Source organism: Paraburkholderia bryophila (genome assembly GCF_013409255.1).
In the GTDB taxonomy this organism is placed as follows: Bacteria; Pseudomonadota; Gammaproteobacteria; order Burkholderiales; family Burkholderiaceae; genus Paraburkholderia.
This window is the reverse complement of the sequence record NZ_JACCAS010000001.1, coordinates 174,198-187,983: the sequence shown is the minus strand read 5'-3', so window position 1 is coordinate 187,983 and position 13,786 is coordinate 174,198. Positions and strand designations below refer to the sequence as shown.

Annotated in this window: 14 protein-coding genes; 7 read left to right on the top strand and 7 right to left on the bottom strand. The window is 62.5% G+C overall.

The features are described 5' to 3' along the window. The first annotated feature begins 69 nt into the window (after positions 1–69). Together GGD40_RS00785 and add are read left to right on the top strand one after the other, a co-directional pair. Complete coding sequence (locus tag GGD40_RS00785) at positions 70–1,416, top strand: NCS2 family permease (RefSeq protein WP_179742489.1); 1,347 nt, start codon at positions 70–72, stop codon at positions 1,414–1,416. A 125-nt stretch (positions 1,417–1,541) separates the two neighbouring features. Continuing rightward, a complete protein-coding gene (gene add / locus GGD40_RS00780; protein ID WP_179742488.1) occupies positions 1,542–2,639 on the top strand; it encodes an adenosine deaminase in 1,098 nt (365 codons plus the stop codon). Between the two features lie 47 nt (positions 2,640–2,686). On the opposite strand, the gene GGD40_RS00775 is transcribed toward add, so the two are convergent. Then, positions 2,687–3,547: a LysR family transcriptional regulator gene (locus GGD40_RS00775; RefSeq protein WP_179742487.1), complete on the bottom strand. Its 861-nt coding sequence runs from the start codon at positions 3,545–3,547 to the stop codon at positions 2,687–2,689. A 154-nt stretch (positions 3,548–3,701) separates the two neighbouring features. On the opposite strand from GGD40_RS00775, the gene GGD40_RS00770 reads away from it, so the two are divergent. Continuing rightward, positions 3,702–5,102, top strand: a complete 1,401-nt coding sequence (locus GGD40_RS00770; RefSeq protein WP_179742486.1) for a DHA2 family efflux MFS transporter permease subunit — start codon at positions 3,702–3,704, stop codon at positions 5,100–5,102. Between the two features lie 16 nt (positions 5,103–5,118). Here the strand turns inward: GGD40_RS00770 and GGD40_RS00765 are convergent, their stop codons facing one another. Further along, positions 5,119–5,892: an SDR family NAD(P)-dependent oxidoreductase gene (locus GGD40_RS00765; protein ID WP_179742485.1), complete on the bottom strand. Its 774-nt coding sequence runs from the start codon at positions 5,890–5,892 to the stop codon at positions 5,119–5,121. Positions 5,893–6,143: 251 nt separating this feature from the next. On the opposite strand from GGD40_RS00765, the gene GGD40_RS00760 reads away from it, so the two are divergent. After that, positions 6,144–7,073 (top strand): LysR family transcriptional regulator, encoded by a 930-nt coding sequence (locus GGD40_RS00760; RefSeq protein ID WP_179742484.1) that lies wholly within the window; start codon positions 6,144–6,146, stop codon positions 7,071–7,073. A 16-nt stretch (positions 7,074–7,089) separates the two neighbouring features. Here GGD40_RS00760 and GGD40_RS00755 read toward each other — a convergent pair whose 3' ends face one another. Then, positions 7,090–7,341, bottom strand: coding sequence for a DUF1488 family protein (locus GGD40_RS00755; protein WP_035545794.1), 252 nt, complete (start codon positions 7,339–7,341; stop codon positions 7,090–7,092). A 260-nt stretch (positions 7,342–7,601) separates the two neighbouring features. Between GGD40_RS00755 and GGD40_RS00750 the strand changes: the two genes are divergently transcribed. From GGD40_RS00750 to GGD40_RS00740, 3 genes are all read left to right on the top strand, one after another. Then, the gene (locus GGD40_RS00750; protein WP_179742483.1) at positions 7,602–7,781 is read left to right on the top strand and encodes a hypothetical protein; all 180 of its coding nucleotides are present in this window, start codon (positions 7,602–7,604) and stop codon (positions 7,779–7,781) included. Between the two features lie 215 nt (positions 7,782–7,996). Then, a complete protein-coding gene (locus tag GGD40_RS00745; RefSeq protein ID WP_179742482.1) occupies positions 7,997–9,073 on the top strand; it encodes a glycosyltransferase family 2 protein in 1,077 nt (358 codons plus the stop codon). Between the two features lie 222 nt (positions 9,074–9,295). Continuing rightward, positions 9,296–9,517, top strand: a complete 222-nt coding sequence (locus GGD40_RS00740; RefSeq protein ID WP_179704059.1) for a hypothetical protein — start codon at positions 9,296–9,298, stop codon at positions 9,515–9,517. Between the two features lie 43 nt (positions 9,518–9,560). Here the strand turns inward: GGD40_RS00740 and GGD40_RS00735 are convergent, their stop codons facing one another. From GGD40_RS00735 to GGD40_RS00720, 4 genes are all read right to left on the bottom strand, one after another. Next, entirely contained in the window at positions 9,561–10,865 is a 1,305-nt protein-coding gene (locus tag GGD40_RS00735) for an MFS family transporter (RefSeq protein ID WP_179742481.1), read from the bottom strand. A gap of 178 nt (positions 10,866–11,043) precedes the next feature. Next, entirely contained in the window at positions 11,044–11,487 is a 444-nt protein-coding gene (locus GGD40_RS00730) for a hypothetical protein (protein WP_179742480.1), read from the bottom strand. A gap of 13 nt (positions 11,488–11,500) precedes the next feature. After that, positions 11,501–12,067 (bottom strand): nucleotidyltransferase domain-containing protein, encoded by a 567-nt coding sequence (locus GGD40_RS00725; RefSeq protein ID WP_179704056.1) that lies wholly within the window; start codon positions 12,065–12,067, stop codon positions 11,501–11,503. 187 nt (positions 12,068–12,254) lie between these two features. Continuing rightward, entirely contained in the window at positions 12,255–13,778 is a 1,524-nt protein-coding gene (locus tag GGD40_RS00720; protein ID WP_373565240.1) for a SpoVR family protein, read from the bottom strand. Positions 13,779–13,786: the final 8 nt, after the last annotated feature.

The following is a 13,786-nucleotide window of genomic DNA, read 5'->3' as shown; positions in this document are numbered from 1 at the left end:
CGACGCAATGCGCAGCAGTATAAATGGCACGATTACAGGATGAATCAATTGATCAATAACGAATCTTCAATGCCCGAAGCAGCGTCTGCCGCAGTACCGGCAGACAGCAGTTGGCTCGAGCGGCGTTTCGCGCTCAGCGAGCGCAAGACCAGCGTACGTATCGAAACCGTCGCCGGTATCACGTCGTTTCTCGCGGCCGCTTATCTGCTGGTGGTGATCCCTTCGCTGCTGGCAGCGGGCGGCATGGATCGCGGCGCCGCCACCACCGCGACGATTCTCGTGTTCGTGCTGAGTACGGTGCTGATGGCGCTGTATGCGAACCTGCCCTTTCTGGTTGGCCCAGGCATTGGCGGCTCGGTGATTCTTGGCGTCACGCTCGCGGGCGAGCATGTCGCGTGGCAAACGGGGCTCGGCATTGCGTGCGTGTCCGGTGTGCTGTTCCTGATCCTGACCGTCGTCGGCGCACGCAGTCTCGTGATGCGGTTGATTCCGGCGCAGATCAAGCTCGGGCTCGGTGCGTCGATCGGCTTGTTCATCGCGGTGCTCGGCTTCCGCAATGCGGGCATGGTGATCGCCAACGCGAAAACCAATGCGCTCGCGCTCGGCGATTTCTCGCGGCCGGGCACGCTGGTCGCGCTAATCGGACTCGGCGCAGCCGTGGTGCTGCAGGGCCGCCGCGTGCCCGGCGCGATTCTGTGGGCGATCCTGATCGCGGCCGGTGCAGGGGTGCCGCTCGGCGTCACGCATCTGCCCGCGTCGTTGCTCGCGTGGCCGCACAGCATCGCGCCGATCGCGTTCAAGGTCGACCTGGTCAGCGCGCTGAGCGTGGCGTCGATTCCGTATCTGTTCGTGTTCTTCGCCGCGGAGTTTTTCTCGACGCTCGGCACCACCCTCGCGGTCGGCGCCAAGGCCAATCTGCTCGACGAAAACGCCAATCTGCCCAACATCAACCGGCCGTTTCTGGTCGACTCGATCGCCGCGACGCTCGGGCCCGTGTTCGGTATTCCGGCGCTGACCGCGTTGGTGGAATCGGCGGCGGGGGTCGAAGCGGGCGGCCGCAGCGGCTTGTCGTCGCTCGCCGCTGCCGCGATGTTCGCGCTGATGCTGCTGTTCGTGCCGGTCGCGCTGGCGATTCCGAAAGAAGCGACCGCGCCGGCGCTGATCCTGATCGGCCTGTCGATGTTCAGCACGATCCGTCACGCGCATTTCGACGACTTCACCGACTCGCTGCCGGTGCTGTCGATGGTCCTGCTCACGCTGATGTCGAACAGTTTCGGCACCGGCATTGCGGGCGGCCTGCTCTGCTACGTGCTCGTCAAACTGCTCGCCGGACGGTTCCGCGAAGTGCCGTGGGGTCTGTATGTGCTGGCCGTACCGCTTGGCTATTACTTCTATACCGTGGTCAAACCGCACTAAGCTGCTTTGACGCCGCGCTGAAGCTGCGTTGAATCTGCGTTGAAGCTTCCCCGATCGCCACACGTTTTCTAGCCTTTGCATTCGCACTACACTCAGTTTTGCGCACTACCAAAAACCATACCGACATGAAAGAGACACTGGGCAACGTGCCCGCATCACGCCTCGGCATCACGCTCACCGACGCGCATCACGCGTTCTTCACCGCGCTGCCGAAGGTCGAGTTGCATTGCCATCTGCTGGGCGCGGTACGTCATGAGACTTTTATCGCGCTGGCCGAGAAAAGTCAGGCGCCGATCAGCCGCGCGGAAATCGACTCGTTCTATACGCGCGGCGAGAAACCGGTCGGCGTGCTGCGCGTGCTGCGCGCGCTGGACGACTACCTGCTCACGCAAGCCGACGACCTGCATCGCATCGCCTACGAATATCTCGCCGATGCCGCCGCGCATCAGGTGCGTCATAGCGAGTTTTTCTGGAATCCGACCGGCACGGTGCGCGTATCGAAGATTCCGTATGGGGACGCGCAAGCCGCGATCGTCACCGCGATTCGCGACGCCGCGCGCGACTTCGGTATCAACGCGCGGCTGATTCCGAGCATCGATCGCGAAGCCGATCCGGATGAAGCCGTTGCGCTGGTGGACTGGATGCGCGCGCATCGAGCCGAGGAAGTGGCGGGTCTGGGCATCGACTACCGCGAGAACGACCGGCCGCCCGAACTGTTCTGGAAAGCGTATCGCGACGCGCGCAACGCGGGCTTTAAAACCACCGCGCACGCAGGCGAATTCGGCATGCCGTGGCGCAATGTCGAGACCGCAGTGGATTTACTGCAATGCGACCGTATCGATCATGGGTACACGATCGTCGACAATCCGGAGCTGGCCGCGCGCTATGCGCAGCGCGGCATTGTCTTCACCGTCGTGCCGACCAATTCGTACTATCTGCGCACGCTCGCGCCGGACGTGTGGGCCGAACAGCATCCCATGCGGCGTATGCCGGGCCTCGGCCTGAAAATCCATCCGAACACCGACGATCCGACCTTGCACAAGGTGAATCCGAGCGAAGCGTGGCAGTTGATGTTCAGCCACTTCGGTTTCAGCATCGCAGAATTGCGTCAATTCATGCTGAACGGCATTGACGGCGCGTGGGTGGATGAAGCCACGCGCAACACGTGGCGCGCGGCGTGGGGGGCGGAGTTCGATAGTCTGGCGGCGGCTTTACCTGGCTGAGTGAGGCAAGGCAAGGCAAAGCAAAACAAAGCGCCGCCCGCCACGCCTCACTCCCCGATCCACGACCCGCGCAAATCGCTGTCGTGTAAAAGCTGCATCAGCGTGCCCGCCGGCCGGCTCAGCCGCCGGGCCGCCAGCGCGATAAATTCCACCGACGGCAACGCCGGCAGCGCCGCGGCATTCAACGGCGGCGCCAACCCGCGCGCGGCCAGATACTGCGGCCGCACCGTAATTCCCAGCCCGCCGCGCGCCGCTGCGATACAGCCCGAATGGCTGCTGCTCGTGCACACCAGTTGCCAGCTAAAACCCGCTTCGGCGAGCGCATCGAGCACGACCGCGCGCGTCACGCTCGGCTCGGCGACCAGAATCAGCGGCAGCGGCTGACTCAGATCGACCAGCGTCCCGGGACGCGCGAGCCATTCGAGCCGGCCCGTGAAAAGCGGCACGCCGCGGCGGTCGCCGAGCCGGCGCTTGCCCACCAGCAGATCGATCGACCCGGCCTCCAGCAATTCGTAAAGCTTGCCGGTCATGCCGATGGTGATTTCCAACTCGACATCCGGATGCGCGTCGCGAAACGCCGCCAGCACATTGGGCAGCGGCCCGAGCGCGACATCGTCGGATGAACCGAGCCGCACGCGCCCTTTCAGGCGTGGCGCGCGAAACTGCGATTCAGCCCGCGCGAGCGCCTGCAGGATCACGCTGGCGTGTGCGAGCATGGCTTCGCCGTCGGCAGTCATGGCCAGTGAATGGGTGTCGCGCACGAACAGACGGCGGCCCACGCTCTCTTCGAGCCGCCGGATGTGTTCGCTGACGCTCGACTGCGTCAGGTCGAGCCGCCGCCCCGCCTCGGTGAAGCTATGGCAGGCGGCGACCGTCGCGAATGTTTTGAGCCAGATGGGGTTGAGCATGGCGCATTGTCGCGCTGCTTATCGGCAATGTCGATAACAGTCAGCGTTCCTAGTGGGGTTCCCGATTGACGGGTATGTCAATATCATGACTGCACTCCCCCAATGAATGCCCCGAGTCCGGGCGTCTAGCCGCCCGCCTTGCCGCCCCGTAAAAATGAACAAGGATTCCGCTCAGACCGCGCTGCTGTGGATCGTCGCCGCCGGCTTTTTCATGCAGTCGCTCGACACGACCATCGTCAACACCGCGTTGCCGTCGATCGCGAACAGCCTGCACGTCGCGCCGCTCGCCATGCAGCCGATCATCATCGCCTACACGCTGACCATGGCGATGCTCACGCCCGCGTCCGGCTGGCTCGCCGACCGCTTCGGCACACGCCGCGTGTACTTCGTGGCGATCCTCATCTTCGTGCTCGGCTCGATCTGCTGCGCGAGCGCGCATACGCTCGGCCAGTTGGTGATCGCGCGGGTGCTGCAAGGCGTCGGCGGTTCGATGCTGTTGCCGATCGGCCGGCTCGCGGTGTTGCGCAGCGTGTCGGGCGAGCAGTACGTGTCGGCGCTGGCGTTCATTTCCGTCGCGGGTCAGTTGGGACCGATCGCCGGACCGACGCTCGGCGGCTGGTTCGTGCAGGACATGACGTGGCACTGGATCTTTCTGATCAATGTGCCGATCGGTGCCGTCGGCCTCTATGCGGTGCGGCGCTTTCTGCCGACGCATGGCGAGACCCAGGCGCCACCATTCGATTTCGTGGGTTGCGGGCTGCTGTCGCTGTGCATGATCGCGTTTTCGCTGTCGATCGAAGCGCCGTTCTCCACGCACCGGGCGGCTTGGGCTGCGGGGCTGTTCGTGCTCGCGGTCGTCAGCGCCCTCGCCTATATTCCGTACGCGCGGCGCCGCCGCAATCCGTTGTTCAAGCTGGCGCTGTTCAGCGAGCCGAATTTCAGCGTCGGTCTGATCGGCAATCTGGTGTGCCGTATCGGCTCCAGCGCCGTGCCGTTTCTCGTGCCCTTGCTGCTGCAATTGCAACTCGGCTATTCGCCGCTGCACTCCGGTCTGATGATGCTGCCCGCGGCGCTCGCCGGCACCGTCGCCAAACGCTGGATCGCGCCGCTGATCCGCCGCTACGGCTACGACACGTTTCTGTTGGTCAATACGCTGATCGTCGGTTCGTCGATCGTTGCGTTTGCATTGATCACGCGCGGCACGCCGCTCGCCATCGAGATCGCGATCCTCGCGGTGTTCGGCGCGGCCAACTCCATGCAGTTCGCGGCGATGAACAGCGTCACGCTCAAGGACCTCTCGCATGAAGATGCGGGCAGCGGCAACAGCCTGTTTTCGATGGTGCAGATGCTCGCGATCGGGCTGGGCGTGTCGATCGGCGGTGGGCTCGTGAATCTGTTTTCGGCGCAATGGGGCTCGGCGGCGCTCGGCTTCCGCTTCAGCTTCGCGTGCGTGGGCGTAATCACGCTGGTGTCCGCGTGGATCTTTCGTCAACTCGACGTCGCGCCGGCGCAACCCAAAGTGCGCGCGCCGGCAACGCACAGCGCGGGACGTTGAACGGCGGTATCCGCCATCAATCCGGCAGACGGATGCCGGAGAACCCGGCGCACGCTTCGATCAAGCGCTCCTGAACCGCGACGTCACCTACCGCCGGATGCGTCTCGCGCGGCTTCATGTGATAGAAGTACGCGCCGCTGACGGTGGCCGCCGGTTCATCGCTCGCCGCGAGCCACACCTGCGTGGTCGGCGCGGCGGCCAGATCGTCCGGCGCACCCGGCCCGCCCATTTTCGTCGCGACCCAGCCCGGCTCCAACGCATTCGACAACACCTGCGGCCAGCGGCGCGCCATCGTGAACGCCAGCAACGCATCGTGCAGCTTTGAATCCGAATACGCGGCCGTGCCTTGCCACGGCCGACGCTCCCACGCGAGATCGTCGAGACTCGCGTCGCCGCTGCGATGCAGGCCCGAGCTGAGATAGACGAGCCGCTGCGGCTTCTCGATCAGCGCGGTCAGCACATACGGCGCCAGCGTATTGACCGCGAACACATGCGGTAAACCGTCGACCGTGGCGATCCGGCGCGGCTCCTGATAACCAACCGCCGCGTTGTGGATGATCGCGTCGAAACGGCCCAGCCGGTTCACCTGCTCCGCGAGCGCCGCCGTTTCAGCCAGGCTCGACAGATCGCCGGCCAACGCGCACTCCGCTTGCGGCACGGCTTTCAGTGCTTCGTCCGCGCGCGCCGCGCTGCGGGCGTGCAAAACCACCTGGTGTCCGGCATCGACAAGCCGTCGCGCGGCCATTTGACCGAGGCCATCGGCGGAACCGGTAATAAATATTCTCGACATGACGCGTTCTCCGTTATTCCACTCGAATATGCCCTGTGCATGACGAGAATCGCATGCCTTCGTCGTTCGAGCGAGTTCACAAAGATTAACGCCCACCCCGCGATTGACGCGATAGCTTCGCTGTCATTCCAGTCATGACAAGACATCATTGATCGGCGTGGATGGGCGGCCTTTGCACTGGCCGTCGTGTGAATTCAAACAGATTTTCGCGTTAGCATGTCGTGCATTAATGCATAAGAAAGGAATAACAGATGCCATTTGACGAGCGCATGCTGAACGGCATGGGCGTGTTGACGGCGATCGTCGATTGCGGCAGTTTTGCGGCGGCGGGCGAAGCACTCGACATGTCGCAATCCGGAGTGAGCCGATCGGTCGCGCGGCTCGAAGCGCGGCTCGGAATCCGGCTGTTCGACCGCACCACGCGCTCGGTCACGCTGACCGACGAAGGCCGGCGGTTCTATGAACAGATCGTGCCGCTGCTGGGCGGCCTCGAAGAAGCGGCCTCGTCGGCAGCGCAAGGCGCGACGGCCGTGCGCGGGCGACTGCGCGTGAATATGGATCCGTTCTTTTCGCGGCTGGTGCTCGGGGCCCGGCTAGGCGGGTTTATCGACAGGCATCCCGATCTGCAGCTCGAGTTGATCACGCGCGATCAATTGGGCGATATGGTCAGCGACGGTTTCGATATCGCGATCCGTTTCGGCGCTCCGCCGGTGTCGTCGCTGATCGCGCGCAAGCTGCTGGATACGCGGATTCTGACGGTGGCCGCGCCGTCGTATCTGAAGAAACACGGGCATCCGGCCACACCCACGGATCTCGAGACCGGGCAGCATGTCTGCATCAAATTCCGTGATCCGCTCACGGGTTATCCGTTCGGTTGGGAGTTTCACCGCGGGCGCAAGAAGCTGATGCTGACGCCGCAAGGTCCGCTGACGGTCAACGACGTCGGCACCATGCATAGCGCGTGCGCGGCCGGCCAGGGCGTCGCGCAGATTCTGGCGCTCGGCGCGGAACCGCTGCTATCGAGCGGCAAGCTCGTCGAACTGTTTCCCGATTGGGGCGATGAGCTTTATCCGCTGTATGCGCTTTATCCTTCGCGGCATCATCCGCCGGCCAAGGTGCGGGCGTTCTTCGACTTCGTGGTGTCGCTGACGGGTGGTGCGGCGCGCGAGCCGGCGGGATGAGCTTTCAGGCGATCAGTCAGGAAATCGTATAGCGCGTCTGCGGCCCGGCGACATACACGCCGCGCGCCAGCATCAGGATCTGCTCGCGATGCAGATCGAAGGCCGCTAATACTGCCCGTTCGTCGGAACCGGCTTCGGGGCTCAGATTCGAAATCACCGAATCGTTGACCGCGAAGGCGATCTCGCGCGCGTTGTCGTATCCCCAGAAATTGACACAATGATGGCTCGCGTCATAGCTGCGACTCGGATTCGGGAAATTGAGTTTCATTTTGTGTTCCTCGGGCGGGTCGAACTTCCTCACGGTGCGCTTTCTACCGTCGACGGTCAAGGTTTTTGTCGGTCGTAGCGGCGGCTTTTTCAGCACCGTTTGATGCATCGCACCTCATACGGATACCGAATCAGTTCGCGCTGAAAATCCTGCGCTTGCACTGCGCGCCGATTGCGTGAGCGCTGCATGAAAATGGCGACTCCCCGCGCCGGGTCTGCGCCTTGCTGCATACAAGATGTTTTCCAACCGAGGAGAGAGCCATGAGTGCAACCCAGGAGCACGTCAACGACAAATCGGCCGACATCGAGCATCCGCAACCAGCTGTTCATAGCGACAACGAGAAGAGCAAGCTGCCCGAGCGCGGCGATCAGGATCGCGATCAGTCGCCCGCCGACCGTCCCGGAAAAAAACCCGGCGAGGGCGAGCCGTCAGTGAGTTGAAATATTTAGCATCAAGCTGCGGGCGGCTTTGCTGCATTTTGGCGGCAAAGCCGCATGAATTTTTCCCTAACACGCGCTTTCATAAGCCAAACATTTCTTCCTGATTTTTACCGATTATTTTTTCGCCGCAATGGACTATTTTTCTGCCTGCAACGCTGAGCGCGCCAGGCGAATCGGCTGCCGCCCCCTACTGAATAACAACGGCGACGTCCATCATGTCCATCTCATCAGGCTCCCTTCTTCCCACCGTCTCCGTCTGCCTACCCACCTGCCACCGCCCTGAACTGGTGGTGCAGTGCATCGATTCGTGCCTCGCGCAGAGCTACGACAATCTGGAAATCGTGATCGGCGACGATTCGAACGACGCACGCACCCAGCAGTTGATCGAGGCGCGTTATCGCGACGAACCGCGCGTGCGCTATACGCTGAACCGGCCGCCGCTTGGCCAGGCGCGCAATGTCGCAAGCCTGTTCGAGCGCGCGACGGGCGACAAGATCCTGCTGATTCACGACGACGACCTGCTCACCACGGACGGCGTCGAGAAACTCGTGTCGATATGGAAGCGGCATCCGCAACTCGACGCCGCGTTCGGCGATCAATACGAAGCCGATCACGCGGGCACGATCGACTTCGACGGTAGCCGGCAGTTGAATGTCGATTTCCGCCGGACCCGCGACGCCGAAGGCCTGCAGCCGTTGCCGGGCAGAACCGGTCTGATCCAGATGTTCCCGAACAACGGCTGGATGGCCGACGCGCAACTCGTGAAGCGCATCGGGTATTCGGATCAGTACGGCATGTGCTGCGACTTCGTGTTCGGCGCTCAGTTGTGCCTCGCGGCGCGCGAGGTGTTTTACCTGCACGACTATGTGTCGGTGTATCGCAAGACGGCGACGTCGATCTCGCATAGCACGCGCGGCACGGCAATCGCCGCGACGGTGAGCGCATATGCGTTCGTCAAGGCGCTGTCCTTGCCGGCCTCGCTGGAGCCGTCACGCAGGCTGGCGTTACGTCGTCTCGCGCCGATCGTGGTCTCCGTGCACGCGCGCAATCGCCAGGTGCGGGCGGGACTGAAGATCCTGTTCGGTCATCTGTTCGCCTACCGCTATGGGCTGACCAAGCGCTTTTACTACCATCTCGCGATGCTCGCGCGCGCGGGGTTCAGCGTGCGGCCACAGGCCGTCGCCGCGGCGGTCGCAGCGGTGGCGGCCGCGCCCGCCGTTGCCGCCGAACCGGTGGCCGCGGTGAAGGAGCTCGTTTCCGAACTGGTCGCGGACCGGTCCGAACCGGTGTGAGGTTGGGTGGCGGTCGTGGTGCCTGCTCGCGAGGACCGACCCGCGACGCACTGCGCTGCGTGATCGGTCCTCGCCGATGCTTCACGGCCGCGACGCTCAGGCGGTCAGCGCGTTTCCTGCTAAGCATCCTCTGCTTAGCAAACGCGTATTTGTTGCTTGGTGGGGCATGCCGCGTTGATTACGATGAGCCCGAACCATCATCATCAGCCGAGGTCAGCCGCCATGTCCGACAGTGCCTGTTTCAAGCCGCGTGTGATCGAGCCGGTCGTCGTCAACCAGCCGGAAGGATTGGGGCTCGCCGTGGAGTTGTGGCTCGCGCACCCCGTCGATGGTATCGAGGGGCGAGCGCTGCAGATTCATTTGCGCAGTGACGCGAAGATGGCGCAGGCCGAGGCGCTGCGCGATCTGCTGCATGCATTGGGCACGGATATCGTGGTGGCCTGAGCACGCGGCTCGTCAAACTTCGTGCGTAGAAGCCTGTGACGCTTCAAGGCTCGTGCCGCAAATACCCCTCTTTCGACGGATCGCGCATGCGCAGCGAAACGATCCCGGCAATCGCGCACAACGCGGTGACGTACCAGAAGAAGGTCGTCTCGCTGCCGATCGATTTCAGCCACAGCGCCACATATTCCGCCGAACCGCCGAAGATCGCATTGGCCACCGCGTACGACAACCCGACGCCGAGCGCGCGCACTTCCGGCGGGAACATCTCGGCCTTGATCAGCCCGCTGATCGACGTATAGAAGCTGACGATCGCCAGCGCCACCACGACCAGGCCGAAGGCCGCGTACGGGCTCGTCACGTCTTTCAGCGCATGCAGCAGCGGCACCGTGCCGATGGTCGCGAAGAAGCCGAAGAACAGCATGGAACGACGCCGGCCGATCCGATCCGACAAGGCGCCGAACGCGGGCTGCATCAGCATGTAGACGAACAGCGCCGCGGTCATTACATTGCTGGCGGTCTTTGCGTGCATGCCGGCCGTGTTGACCAGGTACTTCTGCATGTACGTGGTGAACGTGTAGAAGATCAGCGAACCGCCGGCCGTGAAGCCGAGCACCGTCATGAATGCGCCCTTGTGCAGCCACAGGCCGCGCAACGTGCCGGCTTCCTTGCGCTGACGCGTGGCGGCGGTCGTGGTTTCCTCGAGCGATTTACGCAGATACAGCGCGACCAGCGCCGCCAGCGCGCCGATCACGAACGGCACGCGCCAGCCCCACGCCTTCAGCTCTTCAGTGGACAGCGTTTGTTGCAGGACCACCAGCACCAGCAGCGCGCACAACTGGCCGCCGATCAGCGTGACGTACTGGAACGACGCGAAGAAGCCGCGCCGGCCTTTCAGCGCGACCTCACTCATATAGGTCGCGCTGGTGCCGTATTCGCCCCCCACGGATAAGCCCTGGAACAGCCGCGCGACCAGCAGCAAAGCCGGTGCCAGCGCGCCGATCTGTGCATAGGTGGGCAGCACGGCGATTACCAGCGAGCCGCCGCACATCATGAACACCGAGATCATCATGGCGGTTTTTCGGCCGCGCTTGTCGGCGAGGCGGCCGAAGAACCAGCCGCCGATCGGCCGCATCAGGAAGCCCGCGGCGAACACACCCGCCGTGTTGAGCAACTGGGTGGTGGTGTTGCCGCTCGGAAAGAACGCCGGCGCGAAGTACAGCGCGCAGAACGAGTACACGTAAAAGTCGAACCACTCGACGAGATTGCCCGATGAAGCGCCAACGATCGCCAGGATGCGGCGACGCGTGTCGTGAGCCGAGGTCACGGTTTGATCAGTCAGGTCGGTCATGCTGTTGTCTTTCCTTGTCTGTAAGCGGAAGTGGCGGTCGTCGCGCCGCCTTCACAACGCGCGTGGCGAGGTGCTCATCGCGTGCGTGCGCGAATTTTACAGAAATGCAAGGATAAGATGGGGGTTTGTTAGGTGGGCGGAAGTGCCGCGTGCGGGGCGGCAGCAGCGTGGCGGCGCGTTATGCCTTATCTGCCTTCAATGCATACCAGTTCGGCCACTGCGCGTGGATGATTGCCTCGACCCGACCGACGCTACCGATCAGGTCTTCAACCGCTTTCACGGACGGCGGCGGCGCTGGCGATTCATAGATTTTCTCGTTACGCTGCCGCGCCGCGTATTCGATCTCCGAGCGGTCATCGAGATCCAACTCGGGTTTAGCGTGATCCAGCAACGTGCCGATGACTTTGATGCGATGACCGTCACCACCGCGAGGAGCCAGACCATGAACGTAGACAAAGCCAACGGCCAACGCATGCACCGCCTCATAAGCGTTGGCGTAACGAACGATAGGTGGATGCCTGTCGTCTTTGGAAGCCTGAAGAAACGATGCAGCATTGCGACGAAACTGCACAGCGTTCGCCGCGGAGAACGGCGTCTTACGGAGATAGCCGGCTTGGAGCATGCCGCTAAGTTTGTCAGTCGGTGGCAGTGGAAACATCGAGCATAATCTTCGGACCTTGATCGATCGACTCTAGCACAGGGTCCGAATAACGCTTCTGCTCCCACTCATTTTCCGGATAGACGCTGACGTGAATTTCCCGGCCAAGCGTTTCGCCGGCCGCGTCGAGTTCGCGCTGCACGCGACCGAGGCGGGCGTCGCCGATCACCATCACATCGATGTCGCTTGCCGGCCCCGCCATTCCGGCGGCCATCGACCCGAAGATAAACGCCGCGCTGATCTTGCCGCCGAGCACGGCTAACGCGCGCTCGATCGGCTCTTTCAATCCAAAGCTCTTCACGGCGATTTGCCGTAACTCGGGGTAAAGAGGATGCCGGGAGTTTGCCTGATACGACGCCCGGCCGCCCGTCTGCTGAAGGATCACGCCGCCGCCCAGCAGCTTCGCAACGAAGTCCTGGGTGGAACTCCGGCCCCCGCCACTCAACTCGAATAGCTCAGATAGCGAATAGGTGCGATCCGGGTTCAGAACGAGCGCGCCCAGGATGCGCTGCTGCTTGGGTGTGAGAAGAAAGTCTGCGAGCATGGAATACCTTTTTTCGGTACTTTGTTACCGGAAATCGGTAATTGGAGAGAAATACCGGAAACCGGTAAAATAGTACCGCTTTCCGGTATTTAGGACAAGCGCTCCTCGTCCCCTCGCCTCACCCAAAGAAAAAGCCAGCTTTCATTCAGGCTGGCTTTTTTCTTCTGCAACGCTCAGTGACAAACCATCACACCCGCACCGCCGGCGGCACATACCGGCACTCATAGCGCTTACGCACCGTGCCGTTTTCGTCGACGCTCTCCAGATAGACATCGAATTGCCACAGCCGCGCCATGTGCTTGAGCACTTCCTCGCTATCCCCCGACAGATGCCGGTTGTCGCTCATGAAGTGCCGCAGCGTCAAACTCCGGTCGCCGCGCGTATTGACCGCCCACACCTGAATATTCGGTTCCCGGTGATGCATGTCGTACTGCCGCGACAACGCCTGACGCACATACTGATAACCACTGTCGTCATGAATCGCCGAGACTTCGAGCGAATCGCGCATGTCGTCGTCGAGCACCGAGAACAGGCGCATTTCCCGGATCAGATGCGGCGACAGATACTGCGCGACGAAACTCTCGTCCTTGAAGTTGCGCATCGCGTAGTGCATGGCCGGCAGCCACGGACTGCCCGCCAGCTCCGGAAACCAGCGGCGGTCTTCTTCGGTGGGCGCTTCGCAGATCCGCCGAATGTCGCTCATCATCGAAAAACCGAGCGCGTACGGGTTGATGCCGCTGTAATACTGCTTCGTGACCGGCGGCTGGTAGACCACATTGCTGTGCGAATGGAGAAACTCCATCATGAAGCCGTCTTCCAGCTTGCCCTGCGCGTACATGGTGTTGAGCAACGTGTAGTGCCAGAACGTCGCCCAGCCTTCGTTCATCACCTGGGTCTGCCGCTGCGGGTAGAAATACTGGCCGACCTTGCGCACGATGCGGATCACTTCCCGCTCCCACGGCTCCAGCAGCGGCGCGTTTTTCTCCGCGAAATACAGCAGGTTTTCCTGCGGCTCGGGCGGATAGCGCTCCTCGATTTCCTCCGGCAACGGCGTATGCCGGGTCGGCAAGGTGCGCCACAGCTCATTGACCTGCGACTGCAGATACGCCTCGCGCTCGCGGCGCGCCGCGAATTCCTTTTCGAGCGACAGCTTCTGCGGACGCTTGTAACGATCCACGCCGTAATTCATCAACGCGTGGCACGAGTCGAGCAGCTCCTCGACCCGATCGAGCCCAAAACGCTCCTCGCACTCGGCGATGTAATTCTTCGCGTAGACGAGGTAGTCGATGATCGCGTGCGCATCCGTCCAGAGTTTGAACAGATAGTTGCCCTTGAAGAACGAGTTGTGCCCGTAGGCCGCATGCGCGATGACGAGCGCCTGCATCGTCATCGTGTTCTCTTCCATCAGATACGCGATGCAAGGGTTCGAATTGATGACGATCTCGTACGCCAGCCCCATCTGCCCGCGACGGTAGCTTTTTTCGGTGGAGAGAAAGTGTTTGCCGAACGACCAGTGACGGTAGTTCACCGGCATCCCGACGGACGCGTACGCGTCCATCATCTGTTCGGCGCTGATGAGTTCGAGCTGGATCGGATACACGTCGAGTTCATATTGCTCTGCAACACGGGCAATATGCGAGTCGTACTCTTCGATCAATTCGAAGGTCCAGTCGGACGGGCACGGCAGAGGCCGTCTATCGGCTACGTTCATACGGACTT